This window comes from Mycobacterium sp. E3198, from assembly GCF_001667015.1.
In the GTDB taxonomy this organism is placed as follows: domain Bacteria; phylum Actinomycetota; class Actinomycetes; order Mycobacteriales; family Mycobacteriaceae; genus Mycobacterium.
Genome location: NZ_LZIS01000266.1, coordinates 27,123 through 47,375 on the forward strand (window position 1 = coordinate 27,123; position 20,253 = coordinate 47,375).

Below are 20,253 nucleotides of genomic sequence, written 5' to 3' on the forward strand. Positions count from 1 at the left end.
CACGACTTTAGTCGCTCCCACGGCCGCGATTCGCCCGCGCGCCGCTCCCTAAGGCAAGCTAAGTACGTGGCGCATCGTCGCGCTATCGCCTTTTTCCCGTCAGCGCACCAACAACGCGGAGCGTCATGGACAACCGATACTGGCCGCTGGTCGTCGCGATCATCATGCTCGCCCTCGGGCTGACGCTCACGATCGATGACTTCAAGCGGGCCGCCACGCTGCGCAAACCGCTCGTCGTCGCGCTCGCCTGCCAGTCGCTGCTGCTGCCGGCCCTGTGCCTGCTGATCGCCGAGGCCTTCCACCTCGAACCGCACCTGGCGGTCGGGCTCATGCTGATGGCGGCGACGCCCGGCGGGACGATGTCGAACCTGCTCAGCCATCTGTTCAACGGGGACCTGGCGCTCAACCTCACAATGACCGCCATCAACGCCGTGCTGTCGATCGTCGCCCTGCCCGCGATTCTGGCGGTGTCGATGACGTGGTTTTTGGGCGAAGGCCGGTTCCTGCCACTGCAACTGGACAAGTTCCTCGCGGTGATCGGTTTGGTGCTGGTTCCCATCACGATCGGGGTCGGGATCCGGCACCGCTTCCCCGAGCTGGCCCAGCGGCTGCAGAAACCGGTCCGGATCGCCGCCATCGCGCTGCTGGTGCTCGCCATCGTCGCGGCCATCGCCGGGGGACGAACGACGCTGTGGCACAACATCGGCCTGCTGAGCGGGGCCGTCGTCGCCTTCTGCGCGGTGAGCCTGATGGTCGGCTACCTGGCGCCCCGCCTGATGCGGCTGGCCCCGCGGCAGGCCGTCGCGGTCAGCCTGGAGGTCGGCATGCACAACGCCGTCGTGGCGATGGGCATCGCGCTGAGTCCCCAGCTGCTGAACAGCGCCGTCATGGCCACGCCGGCCGCGGTATACAGCGCCGTCGCGCCCCTGCTGGCCGTGACGTTCATTCTGCTGGCGCGCCGCGTCGACCCGGCCTTTCGCGCCGTCGCCCCGGCCACGTCTGATGTCGTGAGTCGCTAATTCGAGATCGTCGTTAACGCGAAGAAGTGCGAGAGGACAGCACGCTAACGTCGATCTCGGTTGCCCAGCCAGCCCATTCGCTACCGACCAGCGCACCATGCGGCGCTAGTCACTGGTGCCGGGCGCGGGCGCCCGCGGGCTGCGGCGGTACGCCGAGACCTCCGGGCGGCCCCCGAGCCAGAGCCGCCACGGCCGGTCGGCGGCCTGGCTGACCCCGACGCGCGGGCCGGACACGGCGGTCAGCGGGTCGTGCAGTTCCACGGTCACCGGGCTCGCGGGGTCGAACAGGTCGATTCCGTTGTCGTCCATCGTGATGCCCAGCGCCGAGCACAGGTTCCCCGGGCCGCGCGCCAGGGCAGCGGTGCGGACCAGCTCGCCGCGGCGGCCCCGCGCGACGTCGGTGCCGTCCTCGATGGCGGCCGCGCGCAGCAGCACGGCGGCGGCGGTGCCGTCGGGCCCGCAGGAGACGTTGGCGCAGACGTGGATCCCGTGGCTGCGGTAGGTGTAGAGCCGCCCGGGCGGCCCGAACATCACGGCGTTGCGCCCGGACGGCCCTCGGTAGGAGTGCGCCGCGGCGTCCGGCCAGGGACCGTCGGGCACCCCGCCGTACGCCTCGACCTCGACGACGACGGCGCGCACCCCCCGTCCCGTCAGCGTGGCGCCCAGCAGCCGATGGGCTGCCGCGACCGGATCCACCACCAGCCGCTCCGCAACCACCCAACGAACGTACCGGCCCCGCCGACATGGCATTATCTCCGGTTGCCCCGTGGCGAAGGAGCCCAGATATGCATGCGATCGACCCCGCCGCCACTGCGTGGCTGCTGGCCAGCACCGCACTCGTCCTGCTGATGACCCCGGGACTGGCCATCTTCTACGGCGGCATGGTCCGCACCACCGGGGTGCTCAACATGATCATGATGAGCTTCATCTCCATCCCGCTGGTCACGGTGGCGTGGCTGCTGGTCGGCTACACGATCGCGTTCTCCGACGACGGCGCGGGCGGGTTCGCCGGCAACCTCAAACACGTCGGGATGCTCGGCATCGCCCCCGACACCCTGCACGGGACGGTTCCCGAACTGCTCTATGCGACGTTCCAGTTGGCGTTCGCGATCGTCACGGCCGCGCTGGTCAGCGGCGCGATCGCCGACCGCGCCAGGTTCGCGGCCTGGATGGCGTTCGTCGCGGTGTGGGCGGTCATCGTGTATTCGGTTGTCGCGCACTGGGTGTGGGGCCCGGGCGGCTGGCTGGCCAAGCTGGGCGTGCTGGACTACGCGGGCGGCCTCGTCGTCGAGATCGTGTCCGGTTCCTCGGCGTTGGCCCTGGCGCTGGTGCTCGGGCCGCGCATTGGCTTCAAGAAGGACGCCATGCGGCCGCACAACCTGCCGTTCGTCCTGCTCGGCGTCGGGCTGCTGTGGTTCGGCTGGTTCGGGTTCAACGCCGGGTCGGCGCTGGCCGCCAGCGGGACCGCGGCGGCCATCTTCCTCAACACGCTCGTCGCGGGCTGCCTCGGCATGCTCGGCTGGCTCGCGGTCGAACGGGTCCGCGACGGCAAGCCCACGACGTTCGGCGCCGCATCCGGAGTGGTCGCCGGGCTGGTCGCGATCACCCCGTCGTGCGGGACGGTCAACACCCTCGGTGCGGCGGTGGTGGGACTGGCGGCCGGCGTCGTTTGCTCGTTCGCGGTGGGCGCGAAATTCCGCTTCAACTACGACGATTCGCTGGACGTGGTGGGCGTGCACTTCGTCGGCGGCGTGGTCGGCGTCTCGCTGATCGGGCTGCTCGCCACCGCGGTCATGACGGCGGGCCCGCGGGGCCTGTTCTACGGCGGCGGCTTCGCCCAGCTGGGCAAGCAGTGCCTCGCGATCGTCGTCGTGGCGCTGTATGCGTTTGTCGTGTCTTTCGCGCTGGCGAAGCTGATCGACGCGACCATGGGCTTCCGGGTCAGCCCCGAGGACGAGACCACCGGCGTCGACCTCACCCAGCACGCCGAAACGGCCTACGCCGAAGGCGTGCACGGGCATCTGCCCCAGCGCCGCCCCGGTTTGCCCTCCGCCTGACCGCGCGCGTGCGTCTGGCGACGCACCCGTCCGTCATTGCACCTCCGACGCCCTTGACAGCCCCGCCGCGCGGGACGATTATTCATCATATGATGAGTTCATCGCGTGATGAATTATTGACGAAGGGCCACACCCCCGCGGTCGACATCGAGCATCTGCGCGTCGTCCGCGGCAAACGCCCGGCGCTGCACGACTTTTCGGTGACGATCGCCCAGGGCACCATCACCGGGCTGCTCGGCCCGTCCGGCTGCGGCAAGACCACGCTGATGCGCAGCATCGTCGGCACCCAGATCGTCACGTCGGGCACCGTCACCGTGTTGGGCCGGCCCGCCGGGAGCCCCGCCCTGCGCCACCGGGTCGGATACATGCCCCAGGACCCGACGATCTACGACGACCTGCGCATCGTCGACAACGTCCGCTATTTCGCCGCGCTGTACGGCTTCGACAGCCGCGCCGCCGACGCCGCCATCGACCGGGTCGGCCTCACCGACCACCGGACCGCCTTCTGCGGCAACCTGTCCGGTGGCCAGCGCACCCGCGCGTCGCTGGCGTGCGCCCTGGTCTGCCAGCCTGAGCTGCTGGTGCTCGACGAGCCGACCGTGGGCCTGGACCCCCTGCTGCGGGTTGACCTGTGGGAGCAGTTCACCGACCTCGCCCGGGCCGGCACGACGCTGCTGGTCTCCAGCCACGTGATGGACGAGGCCGACCACTGCGGGGACCTGCTGCTGATGCGGGAGGGCCACCTCGTCGCGCACACCACCCCGACCCGACTACGAGAGGACACCGGATGCACGTCACTGGAGGACGCGTTTCTGTCCATCATCAGGCGCAGCACGAAGCAAAAGGCGGGTTAGGCCTTCGGCCGTACGGGGCGACCACGACGCGGATCCTGCGCCAGCTGGCCGCCGACCATCGCAGCGTCGCGATGATCCTCGCCGTGCCGATCGTGGTGATCACGCTGATGTACTTCATGTTTCACAATGCCCGGCACCTTCCCGGCACACCGTCGCCGTTCAACAACGCCTGCCTGATCCTGCTCGGCCTCTTCCCGCTTTTCGTGATGTTCATCATCACGGCGATCACGATGCAGCGGGAGCGGGCGTCGGGGACCCTCGAGCGGATCCTGACCACTCCCCTGCGCCGGCTCGACCTGCTGATCGCCTACGGCACCGCCTTCTCGATCGCCGCGGCGGCGCAGGCGACGGTGGCCTGCACCGTGTCGTTCTGGTTCCTCGGCTTCGACACCGCGGGCAGCTGGGTATGGGTTTTCGTGATCGCGATCGTCAACGCGGTGCTGGGCGTCGGCCTCGGCCTGTTGTGTAGCGCGTTCGCCCGCACCGAGTTTCAGGCCGTGCAGTTCATCCCGCTGGTGATGGTGCCGCAGCTGCTGCTGGCCGGCATCATCGTCCCCCGCGCGTCGATGCCAGACTGGCTGCAATGGATCAGCAACGTCATGCCGGCCAGCTACGCGCTCGAAGCACTGCAACAGGTCAATTCGCACACCGAGTTGACCGGAGTCGCGGTGCGCGACATGGTCGTCGTGGCCGGTTCCGCGTTCGCCGCGCTTTGCCTGGCCGCGGCGACGCTGCGACGGCGCACCCCCTAGCATGACGGACACCAACACCGGGCGGCGGCGGCCCGGGCGACCGGCCGGCAGCTCCGACACCCGCGACCGCATCCTGGCCAGTGCCCGAGAGCTGTTTGCCCGCAATGGTATTGACCGCACCTCGGTCCGGGCGGTGGCCGCCGGGGCGGGCGTCGACGCCGCGCTGGTGCATCACTACTTCGGCACCAAGCAGCAGCTGTTCGCCGCCGCGATCCATCTTCCGATCGACCCGATGACGGTGCTGGTGCCGATGCGCGAGACGCCGGTCGAGGAACTCGGGCTGCGGCTGCCGTCGGTGCTGTTGCCGATCTGGGACTCCGAAATGGGCGCCGGTCTGATCGCCACGGTCCGGGCCCTACTCACCGGGGCGGACGTGAGCTTGGCGCGGTCGTTCCTGGAGGAGATCGTCGTCGAAGAGGTGGGTTCCCGCGTCGACGATCCGCCGGGAACGGGCCGGATCCGGGCCCAGTTCGTCGCGTCGCAGCTGATGGGCGTGGTGCTGGCGCGCTACATCGTGGGGATCGAGCCGTTCGCATCGCTGCCGGCCGAACAGATCGCGCGGACCATCGCGCCGAACCTGCAGCGCTACCTCACCGGGGAGCTGCCGGACGGGCCCGTTCCATGAGCCGGGCGTGCTCGTCGTCGTCGACGTCGCGGGCCTCGTCGATCAGCAGCACCGGGATGCCGTCCTCGATGCGGTAGGCGCGCCGCAGCCGCGGGTTGTAGAGCAACTCGTCGTCGATCAACAGCAGCGGACCCCGGTCGGCCGGGCACACCAGGATGGCGAGCAGGGAGTCGTCGACCATCACCGGGCCCCGCTCAGCTCGGACCGCGCCCCCGGGGTGAGCCGGCGGAACTCGTTGCTGTCGGCGTCGAAGTACCACGCCTGGCGTCCCGGTTTGGGGATCCCGGCCGCGCGCAGGGCGCTGACGGTCGGCCGGTAGGTCGCGCTCAGTGTCATCTCCGGGCAGACGTGCACGATGTCGGGGCCCAGCCCGACGGGTATGTTCGCGACGGCCTCGGCCAGATCCGCCGCGGTGATGGTGGCACCGGGCAGCAGCGTCACCGCCGACACCGCCGCCTGCTGGTCACCCACCGGCACGTTGTAGGTCACCGCGAGGTCGACGCCGTTGATGCAACCCAGCGCGTCGGTGACCGCTTCGGCGTAGACCAGCCCGCGCGCGGTGTGCACCACCGAGCCGCGCCGGCCCATCAGCCAGTAGTCGCCGTCGTCGTCGCGGCGGAACAGGTACTCGGTGGAGATCCAGGTGTCGCCCGCGGCGAAGACCCCGCGCTTGACCGAGGCGCTCGGGTCGATCGGGCCGTTGGACTGCGCGAGCAGCACGCCGACCTGGTTGGGCGCGGCGACCTGCACGAAGCCGCGGTCGTCCTCGAGGATCAGGTCGTGCTCGGCGTCGTACGCGCCGAGCTCGATGCGCCCGGCGCCCGGCAGCGGCCGGCCCTCGCTGCCGATCTTGGTGGCCGACACGTTGGCCAGCACGGCCTGCCCGTCGGTGGTAGCGAAGAACTCGACGACGCGGGCCGGGGCGAACGCGTCGACGACGCGCGCCCACAACCCGGTCGGCATGCCGGAGCCGATGAACAGGCGAACCGGATGGTTGCCGTGCAGCACGAACGCCGGGTCGTCGACGACGTCGCGCAGCATGGCCCAGGTGTAGGACACCACCGTCACGCCGTACTGTCGCACCTCCTGTACGAACCGGTCGGGCTGCAGGCCGCGCGACAGCGCGATGCGGGTTCCGCCGACGACCGCGCCGCCCAGGCTGACCAGCAGCGCCGACTCGTGGTGCAACGGCGTCAGGCAGTACACGGTGTCGCGGCGGTCCAGGGCGGCGGTGGAGGCGGTCCCGAAGGCCGACACCGCCCAGCGGTAGTTGGTGATCTGCTTGGCGACCAGCTCGCCGCCGGCGGCGTTGAACGCGATGAACGCCAGGTCGCGGGCCAATCCCGGGTTGGGCCGGTACCAGGCCGGCAGCTGCACCGCGTCCGGGTCGATCTGCTCCATGTCGATGACGTCGGAGTCGTGGGGCAGGTGCAGGTCCCGCGCCTCGCCACCCCCGAGCACCAGGATCTGCCCCGGCAGGTCGCGCGCCGCGTCGAGATTGGTCGGATCGGTGAGGATCTCCGTCACGCCCCCGAGGCGGGCCGACGCGACCAGGTCGGCGTCGGGGCGCATCACCACGGCGATGGCACCCAGCCGGGACAACGCGGCGATGGCGACCAGCGCGCTGGGCCGCGTCTCCATCAGGACGCCGACGCGGTCGCCTTGGCGCACCCCGACCTCGATCAGGCCACGGACGACGTTGTTGACGCGGCGGTTGACGGCCTCGTAGGTGTGCACGCGGCCGTCGAACAACAGGAACTCGCCCTGCGGGGCGTCGCGGGCCTGCTCGTCGATGATGCGGCCCAGCGAGATGCGGGTGTGGTCGTTGATCTGCCCCAGCCGGACCAGCCGCGGCAGCGTCCGGACGGTCTCCACGGCCAGGGTGCGCATCGACTTGTTGGCCGCGACCACGGCGTTGGCCGTGCCGCGCACCGCACCCAGGGCCGCCTCGGAGACCTCCCCGAGGCCGTGCGCGATCCGCGAGCTGAAGGCCACCCCGCTGTCGGTGTGCTCGATCGGCTGGTCGGCCATCAGGTCGATGCCGGCGGGCTTGTCGCCGCCGGTGGACAGCCATTGCACCCACTCGGCGACGGTCGGCCAGCTCTCCCGCGCCGCTCGAGATCCGACGACCAGACCGAAATGGCCTGTGCGGATCGGGCGTTCGTAGACCTCGGCGTTCGGCGCCGCGCGGCGGATGCCGCGCACCGAGGCCGGCTGCCCGATGTCGTCCACCTCGCCGACGAAGGCCAGCACCGGGCAGGTGATGTCGGTGAGCGTGACCATCTGGCCGTTGATGGCGAAACCACCGGTCATCATCCGGTTGTGCGCGATGAACTGCTTGAGCAGCTCGGAGATGGCCGGGCCCGACCACGCGATCCAGCCCTCGCGCTCGAGGAACCGGCGCTGCTGCTCGCGCGGCAACAGCGCCTCACGGTCGTGCAGCTGACGCACGAAGTCCACCCGGGCCTTGGCCGTCTTGAGCGGGTCCATCATCTGAAAACCGGTGCGCGCCATCCAGCTTGGGATGGCCAGCCGGCTGAAGACGTGGTCCGCCATGAAATTTGCCGCCGGCGCGGCGAAGTTCGCCGGAATGCCCATGGGCAGGGCTGCCAGAGTGTCCACCGGCGAGCCGAACGCCACGACGCTGGCGATGTCCTTCGAACGCCGGTAGGCGGCGACCTGGTAACACCACATCCCGCCCTGCGAGTAACCGACCAGGTGCACGTCGCTGCCGGTGGCCTCCTTGACCGTGCCGATCGCCTGGCTGAGCGCGACGATGTGGTCGGCCAGGTTGCGGCGCATGCCGCCCTCGATCTTGTCCGGCGAGCCGAAGTCGATGACCCACGGATCGATGCCGCCGGCGTGCAGGATCCCCACCGCCCCGTCTTCTCGGGTGACGTCCCACATGTCGGCCGACATCATCATCGGGTGCACCATCAGCACCGGCGGGCCCACCGGCGCATGCCCGGGCCGGCTGTCCGGCGGGAAATACCGGCGCAGCTTGTACATCGGGACGCTCTCGACGATCTGGGACGGAGACGGGACGCTGCCGGTTTCCAAACCCCCCAGTCGCAAGACCTCGAGCCCGTTTTGAGCCGTCGCGACCAGGCGCTCGACCGGCCGCGTGACCATCGAAAAATTGAGATCCACCGCTGCTCCCTGACTCTTGACAGCTCCGACATCATGGCACATCGGCACGCGCTGCGGTTTTGGTCAGGCTGTTTGCCCGCGGGTCGATCGGCCCGCGGGATCGGGCCCGTCTGATTAGGCGGACGCGTTAATTCGTGCGCCTCCGGCCGGGCGTTACAGGCGCGCGAAGCCCATGGGCCCGGCGTCCGCCATCTGACGTAGGCGCTCCGCCATCCGGCGATCCTCCCGCGCGAACGCGCGGTGGATGGCCGCGTGTTCGCGGCACTCATCGCAATGCCGACCGTCGTGTTCGGCCGCCTCGTCATAGACGTGCGCGGTTCGCTCGTGGCTGTCCGCCGAATGGTCCAAGCTCGTGGCCGCGGAGCGCTGAGCCGCCCTGGCCAGTAGCCATGCGCTCGCTGCGCGCTGTCCGGTGCGGAATGCGTCTTCGGCGCCCCACACTTGGAGATCGGGTTCAGCCTGGAGCCCGTTATCTGCGCTGGTCATGCTCCAGTCCTTTCTGGCCGCATGATTAACCCGGTTGGCGCGGCTGAAACGCCTTTGGCCGAACGAGTCTCGGCGGCGGCGACTTGCGTTGATTAGCGCCGCTGAATAGGGGTATGTAACCCAAGCGCATGGTTCGCGACGCATGCTCGCGTGCGTCAGGACCACCTCGGTTGAAACACGCAGCTGGGCGCTTAACCAGTTTTCTGGGCAGCCACCTCGACTCGTCGTTGCGACCGGGTGTCGTAGGGGTGGCCGCGACAGCGTGTTTCCTTGCGGAAGTGAGGTGGCCCGATGGGCAAGCCGACGGCCCGATTTGCCGGCCTCGGGCGCCCTGCCGCTATTCGTCAACGAATTCACGCCGGGCCGGTGCTGCCCGGCGAACGTCAGGAAAGGGTGCGGAAATGTTGTTGCTAGGCAACGGCGGACGGCGCAAAGGCGGTCAACCCCAACAGCTGGCCGAGCTGGCACTGTACGACGTCGCGCACGGTCGCTTCGAACGCTCGCTGTCGGGCCTCACGGCGGTGGCGGCCGTCGTGACGACGGCCGAAATCTACTTCGAGCACTACAAGGCCAGCTTCGGCAACAAGTGGATGTGGAGCCCCATCGTGGTGACCCCGCCGGTGGTGGTCGCCGGAATCGGCGGGGTGTTCTCGCGGCGCTGGGCCAAGCTCTGGCTGCCGATCACCGCCGGGATCTACACGGCCAACGGCCTGATGGGCGAGTATCTGCACGCCCGCGGGGTCGCGCGCAAGCCCGGCGGCTGGAAGCACGCGTCCTACAACGTGCCGATGGGCCCGCCGATCGCCGCGCCCGGATTGATGTGCATGGTCGGCGGGATGGGGTTGCTCGCCTCGCTGCTGCGCCGCGAACGGTTCCGGCGATAGCGAGGAACTTTCACGATGGCCGACACCTCTCTCCCCGACCACCTGCCCAACCTGCGCCCGGATCGTCAGCCCCCGCACCCGTCGTGGCTTCCCAAGCAGCGCCGCGGCACCACTCCCCAAATGATCGGGCGCTACCCCGATTTCGACGTGCTGGAAACCGTCGACTCCTGGGACGACGCCACCAAAAAAGTGGTGCTGGCCAGGCTGAAACCCCCCGGCCCGCTGCGGTTCTTCACCAAGGACGAGGAGCCCTGCCTGCGCGCGTTCTGTGACACGGTGCTCGCGCAGGATCGCGAACCGCGGGTGCCGGTCGCCGAATCGGTCGACTCGAAGCTGGCCGACGGGCGCCTCGACGGCTACCAGTACGCCGACATGCCCGACGATCGTGACACCTGGCGGCTGGTGCTGCGCGGGCTGGACGAAACCGCCACGCGCCGTTACGGCGCGCCCTCCTTCGCCGCCGCCGAGCCCGCCACCCGCGAAGCGATCATCGACCAATTTTCCCTGGGCCAACTCGAGGACGGGGCCTGGGAGCGCCTGAACGTCAAGCGCGCCTGGTCGGTGTGCATGCGAATGACGTTGTCGGGCTTTTACTCCCACCCGTGGGCCTGGAACGAGATCGGCTTCGGCGGACCGGCCTACCCACGCGGGTTCATGCGCCTCGGCGGCGCCACCGGGCCCGCCTCGGCGCGCGAACCGTTCGAGACCCGCGGGGCCACCGACGAGGATCCCGTTGAGGTCGAGCACGAGGGTGAGGTGTGATGGGCGACTTCCTGCGTGGCCTGCTCAAGGGCGCGGTCGGGCCCAAGGACAACGATTCCCGGTTCCTGCTCGATGTGCACTCCCGCGAACTGCCGGGCGAGAAGACCATGCGCCGATACGACCACGACGACGAGGTCGACCTGCTCGTCGTCGGTGCCGGCGCCGGCGGCTCGGTGCTCGCGCAACGGCTGGCGCGCGCCGGCTGGCGGGTGGTAATCCTCGAGGCGGGCCCCTTCTGGCACCCCGACGAGGACTGGGTGTCCGACGAGGCGGGTTCGCATTCGCTGTACTGGACGCAGAAGCGCATCATCGGCGGTCAAGACCCGATTGAGCTGGGCAAGAACAACTCCGGGCGCGGCGTCGGCGGCTCCATGGTCCACTACGCCGGCTACTGCCCGCGGTTTCACCCCAGCGACTTTGCCACCCACACCCTCGATGGGGTCGGCGCGGACTGGCCCCTCCGCTACGACGACCTGCGTGCGCACTACGAGCGCGTCGAGCTGGAGTTGCCGGTCGCCGGCCAGAACTGGCCCTGGGGCCACCCGCATCGGTATTCGTTTGCCCCCCATCCCATCTCGGGTGCGGCCGCCAAACTGTGGGACGGCGCGATCAAACTGGGCATCGAAATGCGCGTCGGGCCCGTCGGCATCGTCAACGGCACCTTCGGCAACCGCCCGCACTGCATCTACCGCGGCTACTGCCTGCAGGGCTGCAAGGTCAACGCCAAGGCCAGCCCGTACGTCACGCACCTGCCCGACGCGCTGGCCCACGGCGTGGAGATCCGCGCCAACTGCATGGCCGCCCGCATCGAACTCGACGAGAGCGGGGCCGCCCGGGGTGTCGTGTATTACGACGAGGCGGGCGGCACAGAGCGGCTGCAGCGAGCCAAAGCCGTTGCGGTGGCAGGCTATTCGATCGAAACCCCGCGCCTGCTGTTGAACTCGGTCAGCGACCGCTTCCCGAACGGGCTGGGCAACAACGACGATCAGGTCGGGCGCTACGTGATGGTGCAGGGCGCCACGCAGTCCGCGGGCCGGTGGTCCGAGGAGGTCCGGATGTACAAGGCGCCTCCCCCGGAGGTGTCCTCCGAGCAGTTCTACGAGACCGACCCCTCGCGGGGATTCGCGCGGGGCTTTTCCATCCAGACCGTGTCGCCCATGCCCATCGGCTGGGCCGAGCACGTGATGGCCGACGGGCACTGGGGCCGTGCCCTGCGCGAGTACATGCGCGACTACAACCATTGGGCGACCATCGGCGTGCTCAACGAGCTGCTGCCGCAGCCGGACAACCGGGTCAGCCTGGCGAACGAGACTGATCCGTACGGCATCCCGGTGGCCCGGTTCGACTACACGCTGTGCGACAACGACAAGGCCAACATGGCCTACTCCACCAAGGTGATCGGGGACATCCTGCACGCCGCCGACGCCCAGGACGTGCTCACCATCGAGCGATTCGCCCACCTGATCGGCGGCGCCCGCATGGGGACCGGCCCGGAGAACTCGGTGGTCGACTCCGATCATCGCGTGTGGGGCGTGCCGAACCTGTTCCTCGCCGACGGCTCGGTCTGCCCGACGCAGGGCTCGGCCAACCCGGCCCTGACGATCATGGCGCTGGCCTCGCGGCTGGCCGAACGGATGGCGAGCGGGAAGATCCGCGCCGACGCCGGCGCCGCCGCCGATCGACGGTCGAAGGCGGGCGCCCGTGGCTGAGCAGCCGATCGATGTCGACGCCGCGTTCACGCCCCGCGTGCTGCGCGAGTACGCGCTGCTCGCCGACGGCGAACGAGGCGCGCTGATCGGGCCGGAGGGCGACGTGGCGTGGATGTGCGCGCCGCGCTGGGATTCCGACGCGGTCTTCTCGAATTTGGTTGGCGGCGACGGAATTTACGCGGTCACCCCGACCGACGTGCGGCACGTGTGGGGCGGCTACTACGAGCCGGGCAGCCTGATCTGGCGAAACCGCTGGATCACCCGCGACGCCATTGTGGAATGCCGCGAGGCGCTCGCCTTCCCCGGCGACCCCGATCGGGTGGTGCTGTTGCGCCGCCTCACCGGCTGCCGCGGCACGGCGCGATTGCGGGTGCTGCTGGCGCCGAGTGCCGGGTTCGGGCGGCACGGCCCCGGCCGGCCGAGCTTCGAGGACGGCATCTGGAGCGGACGGTCGGGACGGTTGCGCTGGCGGTGGTCGGGCGGTGCCGACGCTCGCCCCGTGAAATCGGCGGACGGACGCGGCGACCCGCTGATGTTCGAAATCACCATCGACGAGGGCCGGCACCACGACCTGGTGCTGGAGCTGTCCGAGCGCGCGCTGCCCGAGCGGCCGCCCGACCCCGACCTCACCTGGGTCGCCACCGCCGACTCCTGGCGGCGCACCGTGCCCGATCTGGACTGCAGCGTCGCACCCCGCGACGCGCGCCACTCTTACGTGGTACTGCGGGGGCTGACCAGCAGCACCGGCGGCATGGTGGCGGCCGCCACGATGAGCCTGCCCGAACGCGCGCACACCAACCAGAATTACGACTACCGCTACGCCTGGATCCGCGACCAGGTATACGCCGGACTCGCCGCCGCCGCCGTCGGCGCCACCGAGCTGCTCGACCAGGCGGTCCAGTTCGTCGGCGCCCGGCTGCTCGAGCACGGCCCACACCTCAAGCCGGCCTACACCGTCACCGGCGGCGCCGTGCCCAGCGAGGAAACCCTCGACCTGCCCGGCTACCCGGGCGGCTCCGACAAGCTCGGCAACTGGGTCAACCAGCAATTCCAGCTCGACGTCTTCGGCGAGGCGCTGCAGCTGCTGGCCAAAGCGGGCGCCGCCGATCGGCTCGACGCCGAGGGTTGGCGCGCCGCCCAGACCGCCATCGCCGCGATCGAAAAGCGTTGGCGCGAGCCGGACGCCGGCGTCTGGGAGATCGACGACGAGCGGTGGACGCAGTCTCGCCTGGCCTGTGTGGCCGGGCTGCGGACCATCGCAAAAGTGGCCGGCGCCGGCGCCGACGCCGCCGCCGCCACCACATTGGCCGACGCGATCCTCGCCGACACCGCGTCAAGCAGCCTGCATCCGCACGGCTACTGGCAACGCAGCCCGCGGCTGACCGGGGTCGACGCGTCGCTGCTGCTGCCGCCGGTGCGCGGCGCCGTGCCCGCCGACGACCCCCGCACCCGGGCCACGCTGGACGCCGTCCGCCGGGAACTCACGGACGACGGGTTCGTCTACCGCTTCCGGCACGACGACCGGGACCTGGGCGACGCCGAGGGCGCTTTTTTGCTCTGCGGCTTCATGATGGCGCTGGCCGAACACCAGATCGGCCATGCGCACTGCGCGATGCGCTGGTTCGAACGTAACCGCGCCGCGTGCGGCCCCCCGGGACTGTTTTGCGAGGAATACGACGTCAGGCAGCGGCAGCTGCGCGGCAACATGCCCCAAGCGTTCGCGCACGCCCTGCTGCTGGAATGCACGGCCACCCTGGCCGAGGACGCCATCCATCACGACTGAACGAGAGGAGATTCAGCGATGACACAGACTGTCGTGATCACCGGGGCGAGTGCCGGCATCGGCCGCGCCACCGCCCAGTTGTTCGGGAAGCGCGGCGCCAACGTCGCCCTGCTCGCCCGCGGCGCGGCGGGGCTGGAAGGCGCCGCCCGCGACGTCGAGGCCGGCGGGGGCAAGGCCCTGGCCATCCCGACCGACGTGGCCGACCACTCGGCCGTCGAGGCCGCCGCCGACGAGGCCGAGGCCGCGTTCGGGCCCATCGACACGTGGGTGAACGTCGCCTTCACGTCGGTGTTCGCGCCGTTCTGGGAGATATCCGCCGAGGAATTCAAGCGCGTGACCGAGGTGACCTACCTCGGCTACGTGCACGGCACCATGGCGGCGCTGGCGAGGATGCGCCCGCGCGACCGCGGCACCATCGTGCAGGTCGGGTCCGCGCTCAGCGAGCGGTCCATCCCGCTGCAGTCGGCCTACTGCGGCGCCAAGCACGCCACCAACGGCTTCACCGAATCGGTGCGCTGCGAGCTACTGCACGAGGGCTCGAACGTGCGGATCACCGTCGTCCAGATGCCCGCGGTCAACACCCCGCAGTTCTCCTGGGTGCTGTCCCGCCTGCCCCGCCACCCCCAGCCGGTGCCGCCGATCTACCAACCGGAGGTCGCCGCCCGCGGCGTCGTCTACGCCGCCGATCATCCCGGGCGCAAGCAGTATTGGGTCGGTGACAGCACCGCGGTCACCCTGCTCGCGCAGAAGTTCGTCGCGCCGTTGCTGGACCGCTACCTCGGTCGCACCGGATTCGACTCGCAGCAGACCGACGAGCGCGTGAACGGCCAACAGCCGCACAACCTGTGGCAGCCGGTCGATCAGGAGCCCGGCAGCGACCACGGCGCCCACGGCGAGTTCGACGACAAGTCGCACGCCCACAGCCCGGAGGTGTGGTTGTCCCAACATCCCGTCGCCGGCGGCGCCGGGATGTTGGGCATGGGTCTTGGTGCGCTGCTGGGGATGCGGTCCGCCCGCCGGCGCGCCCAATGATCGCCTGGGCGCGAATCGGCTACGGGATCGCGCTGCTGGCCGTCCCGAGCCCACTGCTGCGGCTGGTCACCAATCAGCCGGCGACCGAGCGGGAACGCGCGGTGACCCGGATCCTGGGGGCGCGGCTGCTGGCGCAGGCGGCGGCGACCGACGTCCGGCCGGACGCCGTGTCCGTGGCCCTGGGCGCCGAGGTGGACTTCATCCACGCCGTCACGATGCTCGCCTGGGCCGCGGTTGACCGGGGGTCGCGGCGCCTGACGCTGTTCAGCGCCGCGACCGCCGGCCTGTTCGCCGTCGCCGGCGCCGCGCAGGCAAGGCGGACGCCCAGGGTGGCGGACGCGCCGACCGGCGACGCGCTGGCCACCCTCGTCCGCCTTCGCCACCGCGTCGCCGAATCGGTGGCGCGGTACACCCTGCCCGGGTCCGTTCGCGCGGCACTGAAGATTTAGGAGGATCGCATGCTGGACGCCTGCATCGACGAGGTCACCGCGCAGGCATACGAGATCCCCACCGACGCACCGGAAGCCGACGGCACCTTCGCCTGGTCGTCGACCACGCTGGTCCTGGCCGAGGTGGTCGCGGGCGGCCGGCGCGGGCTCGGCTACACGTACGCCGCCGGCGCCTGCCGCGACGTGATCACCGGGCCGCTCGCCGGCGCGGTCAAGGGACACAGCGCCCTCGACATCACCGGCGCCTGGGAGGCCATGGTCCGGGCGATTCGCAACAGCGGGCGCCCCGGCCTGATCTCCTGCGCGATCTCGGCGGTCGACACCGCGCTGTGGGACCTCAAGGGAAAGCTCCTCGACCTGCCCGTGTGCCGGCTGCTCGGCGTGGCGCACCCCGAGGTGCCGATCTACGGCAGCGGCGGCTTCACCACCTACGACGAACACCAGACCCGCACCCAGCTGGAGCGCTGGGTCGACACCTGGAAGATCCCGCGGGTGAAGATCAAGATCGGCGAGTCGTCGGGCTCCGACGAGCGCCGCGACCTGGACCGAATCGCGCTGGCGCGCAAGGTGATCGGGCCCGACACCGAACTCTACGTCGACGCCAACGGCGGCTATGGCCGCAAGCAGGCGATCCGGGTCGCCCACGCCATGGCCGACCACGATGTCACCTGGTTGGAAGAACCCGTGTCATCCGACGACCTCGCCGGGCTGCACGAGGTGCGCGACCAGGTGACCCCGGACGTCACCGCCGGCGAATACGGCTACGACCTGACCTACTTCCGCCGGATGCTGGCCGCCGAAGCGGTCGACTGCCTGCAGATCGACGTCACCCGCTGCGGCGGCATCACCGACTGGCTGCGCGCCGCGTCCGTCGCCGCCGCGCACCACATCGACGTGTCCGGACACTGCGCCCCCAACCTGCACGCCCACGTCGCCGCCGCGATTCCCAACCTGCGGCACCTGGAGTACTTCCACGACCACCACCGCATCGAGCAGATGCTCTTCGACGGCGCCCTGCCCCCCGACGGCGGCGCGCTGCGGCCGGATCAGCACCGGCCCGGCCTGGGGCTGGAGTTCAAGCGCCGCGACGCCGAGCAGTACCGCGTGAGCTGAGCGGCCGGGCGCCGTGTCCGCATGCATGAAAGTGTCCGATAATGGGCACGGGAAACAGTGGACAATGGCAATTAACCGGTGTGGGCGAGGAAGGGGCGGCGCACGATGGCGGTGGACTTCGAAGACACAGCTGCGCGGCCCGGGCGGGCGGCGGCCGCTCCCGCCGCGCCGTCTGACGCGCTGATGTCCGACGTGGTCGAGGAACAGAATCTGGGCGCCGTCGACATGGTCCTGGGCCTCGGCGAGCCGCAGCGGGTCGGCAGGTTTCGGTTTTTCCTCGACGGCCAGCGCTGGGAGTGGTCGGACGCGGTCGCGCGCATGCACGGCTACGAGCCGGGGCAGGTCGAGCCCACCACGGAGCTGTTGCTGCAGCACAAGCACCCCGAGGACCGCGAGCGCGTCGCGGCCGTGCTGGACCACGTGCTCAAGGGAAAGCCGTTCAGCAGCCGCCACCGGATCATCGACACCGAGGGGCATACCCGCTGCGTCGTGGTCGCGGGCGACCGGATGGTCGACGACAGCGGCGCGCTGGCCGGCACGTCGGGCTTCTACGTCGACGTCACCGACTCGCTGCATACCGACATCACCAACGTCCTCGAGGCGGTGGCCGACGCCCGCGCCAAGATCGAGCAGGCGAAGGGGGTGCTCATGAGCGCGTACGGGATCTCGGCGGAGCGCGCGTTCGACCTACTGGTCTGGCGTTCCCAGGAGAGCAACCTCAAGGTGCGCGACCTCGCCGCCCGGTTCCTGGAAGCCATGGCCGGCAAGGCGTCGGCCGACACGCGCACCCACGTCGACCACGCGCTGTTGACCCTCGAATAACCCCGGGTGCACCGACGCTAAATGGGCGCCCCGGCCGGGGCTGCGGGTTGCGTCGAGTCGCGGAGCAACAGCCGCCAGACCATCGGGTACGCCGTGACGAAACCCAGGAGCATGCCGGCCCACATGACGAGCCAAAACGCGATCGACGTGTGGGCATACCCCAAAACGAAAGCCACGAGCATCATCGCGGCGCCCATGCCGAGATCGAATGCGAGCACGGCCAACACCGAAATCCAGACCGCCAGCCGCACCCGCCGGCCCGCCGACGCGACCTCGTCGGCCATGGACAACGCGCGATACTCGAAGGCCGCCAGCAGTGGCAACGCGAATGCCGCGATGAGCAAGATCATCGGCCACACGGCCCTGCCGCCGATGGTGAGTCCAAGGCGCATGACGATCGGTATGGCAACGAGGTGACCGATGAACGACGCGGCGCCGCCCGGAATGGTTTGGAGCATGGCTCGCACCGGTAGCCCCCACCTGGGCGCGAACCCGTGCCGCTGTTGCCATTTACGGGTGCCCGGTCGCCCCCAGCGGTAGTAGGCCCAGAGGGCCAGCGGGCCGGCGTAGACGGCGGTGATCGCCCAGACCAACTCCATCGGCCACATCGGCTGCCGGTACCCGCCCACAAAGACGTCGACGAGTATGGCGCCGGCCATCAGCACCCCGATGCCGGTCACGATCCAGCCCAGTAGCGTCACCCAAGCGGGTGCGACGGTGATATCCGGCATGTTCGCCATTCCGGTCATTGCTACGACGGAATGACCTGGCGTGCTGCTTAATTCGAGCATTGCTTCTCCTTGTGGTCCGTGTCGTGAAGGTGTGTGTCGTCAAGCCGCGACTCGGCGCCGCCGGTTCAGGCGGCGCCTTGCCGGGCGACCAACTTGTGGGCCAGGTCGGCAACCTCGTAGGCGCAGCCCCACGACAGGCTGACTCCCGCCCCGCCGTGGCCGTAGTTGTGCACGATCTGGGTGCCCGGCTGGGTTTCCAGCCGCACACCTCCGTGGCGGAAGGGCCGCAGGCCCACCCGTACCGGGTCGAGCGCATCCAGCTGGACGCCGCGCAGCGCCGGCAGGAAATCGGTGCAGCGGTCGAGTATCTGCCGCAGCGGCGGGTAGTTGTCCAGCATGAGGTCGGTGTCGTAGCGGCCCGGTTCCACGAGCCCGCCCAGGAGGAGCCGGTCGGCTCCGCGGGGCACGATGAAGATCATGTCCTGGGTGTCGGTGCTCGCGTCGTTGGCCACCGCGAGGGCCGCGGTCACGCGCGACATGTAGCTGCCGTCGTTGACGGCCCGCAGCAGGGCGCCGCGGTGCGGTTCCATGGTGGGGTCGTCCGCCAGCGTCGCGGCGCCGAGGCCGGCGCAGTTGACGATCACCTCGGCCCCGTACTCCGCGCGCAGTTGCTGCTCCTGCTCGACGAGCGTCCCGTCGACGCGGCGGCGGGTGACGGTGACGCCCGCCACCTGGGCTTGATGAGCCAGCCAAGCCAGATACCAGTCGGTGTCGATGGTGGGCGCCAGATAGGAGTAGGCGTCGACGACACCGGTGTCCGGGTTTACCCCGTGGGCCTCGATCAGGGCGGGGTCGTGCACGAATCCGGGTACATGCTCTTGAACCTCAAGCATTTTCGCGTGCTCGGCCGCATCTTCCTCGATGAGATGGGAGAAGTAGAACACCGAGGGTCGAAGGCTCACCCCGGTGCGCGGGTCGGCGGCGAGCTGCGCGAAGCGCAGATAGGAGCTCATCGCCCACCCGGTGGAGCGGGTCAGCACGGTGTCGTCGTGGTGGCGGCCGCACACCGACGGCGGCCATTCCCATAACGCACCGGCGACCGTCGATACCGTGTCGACGCCGAACCGATCGGCGACCACGGTTACCCGCCAGCCCCGGCGGGCCAGCACCACCGCGGCGGTCAATCCGTTGACTCCGGCTCCGATGACCAAGGCCCGTGGCCCCTCCGGCCGCGCGATGGCCGGCTCGTCGGGGCCGCCGAGAGGGTTAGGTCCAATGTGGGGTCGATATGCGGACAGGACAGAATTCATGAAGGTTCTCTTTTCTGCATCAAATGCCGCGGGTGCGCGGCAGCTCATCGGGACAGCGGCGACCCGCCGTGCGTCGATGCACACGACGTGGCGCTGACCGATCAGCGGCGCGAGATGCAGATCCGGGTCAGGACGCTTCGACCCGGACGAGGGACGACCACGCGACCCGCACGAGGCGGGCCCCGCGTCGGCGGCTGCGCCAGCGCGGGCCGCAGACCGACCGACGCCAGCGCCGCGATCGTGAAACCGGGAGCAAGTTGGCCCGTCGCCCACCGTGACTGCGCCACGGGCACGCAGTCCTGCGTCGCCGCCCGGCAACAGTCGGCGTCGACTCGGCCGGAGGCGAGCGGCTCGGCACGGAAATTGCCCACACTGACGGTCGACGCGGAGGGCGACCGAGAAGCCGTGGATCCCGTTTGCGCAAGGTGGCAACCGGCCGCGGCGCCGAGGAACCACACCAACGCCGCGACGACAATCAGGTGCCGCGGCCAACGCCGGGGATGGTTTCTCGCGGGTTGCATGGCAGCGTTCAGACTAGCACGACGTGGGGGGTATGCCGCGGAAGGCGCGCGGGATGCTGGGTACATCAGGGCGGTATTACACGCTAATCGCTTGCCTTAGAACATGATTCAGAGTCCATCCGTATGCGCGCCCGGGGCGGTAGTCAGCGCCTGCCATATTACCCGTAGCGGGTATGGGTTCCTATGACGGGCGC

Annotated in this window: 18 protein-coding genes and 1 pseudogene; 13 read left to right on the forward strand and 6 right to left on the reverse strand. The window is 69.9% G+C overall.

Translation table 11 applies throughout. From position 1 onward, the window contains the following. Positions 1–101: 101 nt before the first annotated feature. Positions 102–1,019 (forward strand): annotated as a pseudogene (locus A5673_RS27175) (bile acid:sodium symporter family protein); the annotation flags it as partial. Between the two features lie 105 nt (positions 1,020–1,124). Here the strand turns inward: A5673_RS27175 and A5673_RS27180 are convergent. Then, positions 1,125–1,736: a DNA-3-methyladenine glycosylase gene (locus A5673_RS27180; protein ID WP_156748667.1), complete on the reverse strand. Its 612-nt coding sequence runs from the start codon at positions 1,734–1,736 to the stop codon at positions 1,125–1,127. 68 nt (positions 1,737–1,804) lie between these two features. On the opposite strand from A5673_RS27180, the gene A5673_RS27185 reads away from it, so the two are divergent. From A5673_RS27185 to A5673_RS27200, 4 genes are all read left to right on the forward strand, one after another. Beyond that, on the forward strand, positions 1,805–3,076 hold the full coding sequence (locus A5673_RS27185) for an ammonium transporter (protein WP_068239929.1): 1,272 nt from the start codon (positions 1,805–1,807) through the stop codon (positions 3,074–3,076). An 89-nt stretch (positions 3,077–3,165) separates the two neighbouring features. Continuing rightward, positions 3,166–3,930: an ABC transporter ATP-binding protein gene (locus A5673_RS27190; RefSeq protein WP_068239932.1), complete on the forward strand. Its 765-nt coding sequence runs from the start codon at positions 3,166–3,168 to the stop codon at positions 3,928–3,930. Then, the gene (locus tag A5673_RS27195) at positions 3,864–4,682 is read left to right on the forward strand and encodes an ABC transporter permease (protein WP_082958989.1); all 819 of its coding nucleotides are present in this window, start codon (positions 3,864–3,866) and stop codon (positions 4,680–4,682) included. The genes A5673_RS27190 and A5673_RS27195 overlap by 67 nt, the downstream gene beginning before the upstream one ends. 1 nt (position 4,683) lies before the next feature. Then, positions 4,684–5,307: a TetR family transcriptional regulator gene (locus tag A5673_RS27200; protein WP_068239937.1), complete on the forward strand. Its 624-nt coding sequence runs from the start codon at positions 4,684–4,686 to the stop codon at positions 5,305–5,307. Here the strand turns inward: A5673_RS27200 and A5673_RS27205 are convergent. The 3 genes from A5673_RS27205 to A5673_RS27215 form a co-directional block, all read right to left on the reverse strand. Then, positions 5,273–5,488, reverse strand: coding sequence for a Trm112 family protein (locus A5673_RS27205; RefSeq protein ID WP_066911402.1), 216 nt, complete (start codon positions 5,486–5,488; stop codon positions 5,273–5,275). The genes A5673_RS27200 and A5673_RS27205 overlap by 35 nt on opposite strands. Beyond that, a complete protein-coding gene (locus A5673_RS27210) occupies positions 5,488–8,499 on the reverse strand; it encodes an acyl-CoA synthetase (protein WP_156748668.1) in 3,012 nt (1,003 codons plus the stop codon). Before A5673_RS27210 ends, A5673_RS27205 begins: the two co-directional genes overlap by 1 nt. A gap of 111 nt (positions 8,500–8,610) precedes the next feature. Further along, the gene (locus A5673_RS27215) at positions 8,611–8,943 is read right to left on the reverse strand and encodes a hypothetical protein (protein WP_068239943.1); all 333 of its coding nucleotides are present in this window, start codon (positions 8,941–8,943) and stop codon (positions 8,611–8,613) included. A gap of 401 nt (positions 8,944–9,344) precedes the next feature. Here A5673_RS27215 and A5673_RS27220 point away from each other — a divergent pair, with 401 nt between their 5' ends. From A5673_RS27220 to A5673_RS27255, 8 genes are all read left to right on the forward strand, one after another. After that, on the forward strand, positions 9,345–9,827 hold the full coding sequence (locus tag A5673_RS27220) for a hypothetical protein (protein WP_068239944.1): 483 nt from the start codon (positions 9,345–9,347) through the stop codon (positions 9,825–9,827). A 15-nt stretch (positions 9,828–9,842) separates the two neighbouring features. Then, the gene (locus A5673_RS27225) at positions 9,843–10,589 is read left to right on the forward strand and encodes a gluconate 2-dehydrogenase subunit 3 family protein (protein WP_068239945.1); all 747 of its coding nucleotides are present in this window, start codon (positions 9,843–9,845) and stop codon (positions 10,587–10,589) included. Further along, complete coding sequence (locus tag A5673_RS27230) at positions 10,589–12,298, forward strand: GMC family oxidoreductase (RefSeq protein WP_068239948.1); 1,710 nt, start codon at positions 10,589–10,591, stop codon at positions 12,296–12,298. The genes A5673_RS27225 and A5673_RS27230 overlap by 1 nt, the downstream gene beginning before the upstream one ends. After that, entirely contained in the window at positions 12,291–14,081 is a 1,791-nt protein-coding gene (locus A5673_RS27235; RefSeq protein WP_068239949.1) for a glycoside hydrolase family 15 protein, read from the forward strand. Before A5673_RS27230 ends, A5673_RS27235 begins: the two co-directional genes overlap by 8 nt. A gap of 18 nt (positions 14,082–14,099) precedes the next feature. Then, positions 14,100–15,113, forward strand: a complete 1,014-nt coding sequence (locus A5673_RS27240; RefSeq protein ID WP_068239950.1) for an SDR family oxidoreductase — start codon at positions 14,100–14,102, stop codon at positions 15,111–15,113. Beyond that, positions 15,110–15,562, forward strand: coding sequence for a hypothetical protein (locus A5673_RS27245; protein ID WP_068239951.1), 453 nt, complete (start codon positions 15,110–15,112; stop codon positions 15,560–15,562). Before A5673_RS27240 ends, A5673_RS27245 begins: the two co-directional genes overlap by 4 nt. Positions 15,563–15,571: 9 nt before the next feature. Beyond that, positions 15,572–16,675, forward strand: a complete 1,104-nt coding sequence (locus tag A5673_RS27250; protein WP_068239954.1) for an enolase C-terminal domain-like protein — start codon at positions 15,572–15,574, stop codon at positions 16,673–16,675. 183 nt (positions 16,676–16,858) lie between these two features. Then, positions 16,859–17,497, forward strand: a complete 639-nt coding sequence (locus A5673_RS27255; RefSeq protein ID WP_068240000.1) for a PAS and ANTAR domain-containing protein — start codon at positions 16,859–16,861, stop codon at positions 17,495–17,497. 17 nt (positions 17,498–17,514) lie between these two features. Here the strand turns inward: A5673_RS27255 and A5673_RS27260 are convergent, their stop codons facing one another. Both A5673_RS27260 and A5673_RS27265 read right to left on the reverse strand, forming a co-directional pair. Further along, positions 17,515–18,246 (reverse strand): DUF4396 domain-containing protein, encoded by a 732-nt coding sequence (locus A5673_RS27260; RefSeq protein ID WP_231971464.1) that lies wholly within the window; start codon positions 18,244–18,246, stop codon positions 17,515–17,517. Positions 18,247–18,353: 107 nt separating this feature from the next. After that, positions 18,354–19,439 (reverse strand): FAD-dependent oxidoreductase, encoded by a 1,086-nt coding sequence (locus A5673_RS27265; RefSeq protein WP_231971465.1) that lies wholly within the window; start codon positions 19,437–19,439, stop codon positions 18,354–18,356. Positions 19,440–20,253 lie beyond the last annotated feature (814 nt).

Excerpts from the sequence above, each read along its gene's own strand:
- A5673_RS27185 (WP_068239929.1), top strand. The coding sequence starts at position 1,805 with ATGCATGCGATCGACCCCGCCGCCACTGCGTGGCTGCTGGCCAGCACC.
- A5673_RS27190 (WP_068239932.1), top strand. The coding sequence starts at position 3,166 with ATGATGAGTTCATCGCGTGATGAATTATTGACGAAGGGCCACACCCCC.
- A5673_RS27195 (WP_082958989.1), top strand. The coding sequence starts at position 3,864 with ATGCACGTCACTGGAGGACGCGTTTCTGTCCATCATCAGGCGCAGCAC.
- A5673_RS27200 (WP_068239937.1), top strand. The coding sequence starts at position 4,684 with ATGACGGACACCAACACCGGGCGGCGGCGGCCCGGGCGACCGGCCGGC.
- A5673_RS27205 (WP_066911402.1), bottom strand. The coding sequence starts at position 5,488 with ATGGTCGACGACTCCCTGCTCGCCATCCTGGTGTGCCCGGCCGACCGG.
- A5673_RS27210 (WP_156748668.1), bottom strand. The coding sequence starts at position 8,499 with ATGTGCCATGATGTCGGAGCTGTCAAGAGTCAGGGAGCAGCGGTGGAT.
- A5673_RS27215 (WP_068239943.1), bottom strand. The coding sequence starts at position 8,943 with ATGACCAGCGCAGATAACGGGCTCCAGGCTGAACCCGATCTCCAAGTG.
- A5673_RS27220 (WP_068239944.1), top strand. The coding sequence starts at position 9,345 with ATGTTGTTGCTAGGCAACGGCGGACGGCGCAAAGGCGGTCAACCCCAA.
- A5673_RS27225 (WP_068239945.1), top strand. The coding sequence starts at position 9,843 with ATGGCCGACACCTCTCTCCCCGACCACCTGCCCAACCTGCGCCCGGAT.
- A5673_RS27230 (WP_068239948.1), top strand. The coding sequence starts at position 10,589 with ATGGGCGACTTCCTGCGTGGCCTGCTCAAGGGCGCGGTCGGGCCCAAG.
- A5673_RS27240 (WP_068239950.1), top strand. The coding sequence starts at position 14,100 with ATGACACAGACTGTCGTGATCACCGGGGCGAGTGCCGGCATCGGCCGC.
- A5673_RS27245 (WP_068239951.1), top strand. The coding sequence starts at position 15,110 with ATGATCGCCTGGGCGCGAATCGGCTACGGGATCGCGCTGCTGGCCGTC.
- A5673_RS27250 (WP_068239954.1), top strand. The coding sequence starts at position 15,572 with ATGCTGGACGCCTGCATCGACGAGGTCACCGCGCAGGCATACGAGATC.
- A5673_RS27255 (WP_068240000.1), top strand. The coding sequence starts at position 16,859 with ATGTCCGACGTGGTCGAGGAACAGAATCTGGGCGCCGTCGACATGGTC.
- A5673_RS27260 (WP_231971464.1), bottom strand. The coding sequence starts at position 18,246 with ATGACCGGAATGGCGAACATGCCGGATATCACCGTCGCACCCGCTTGG.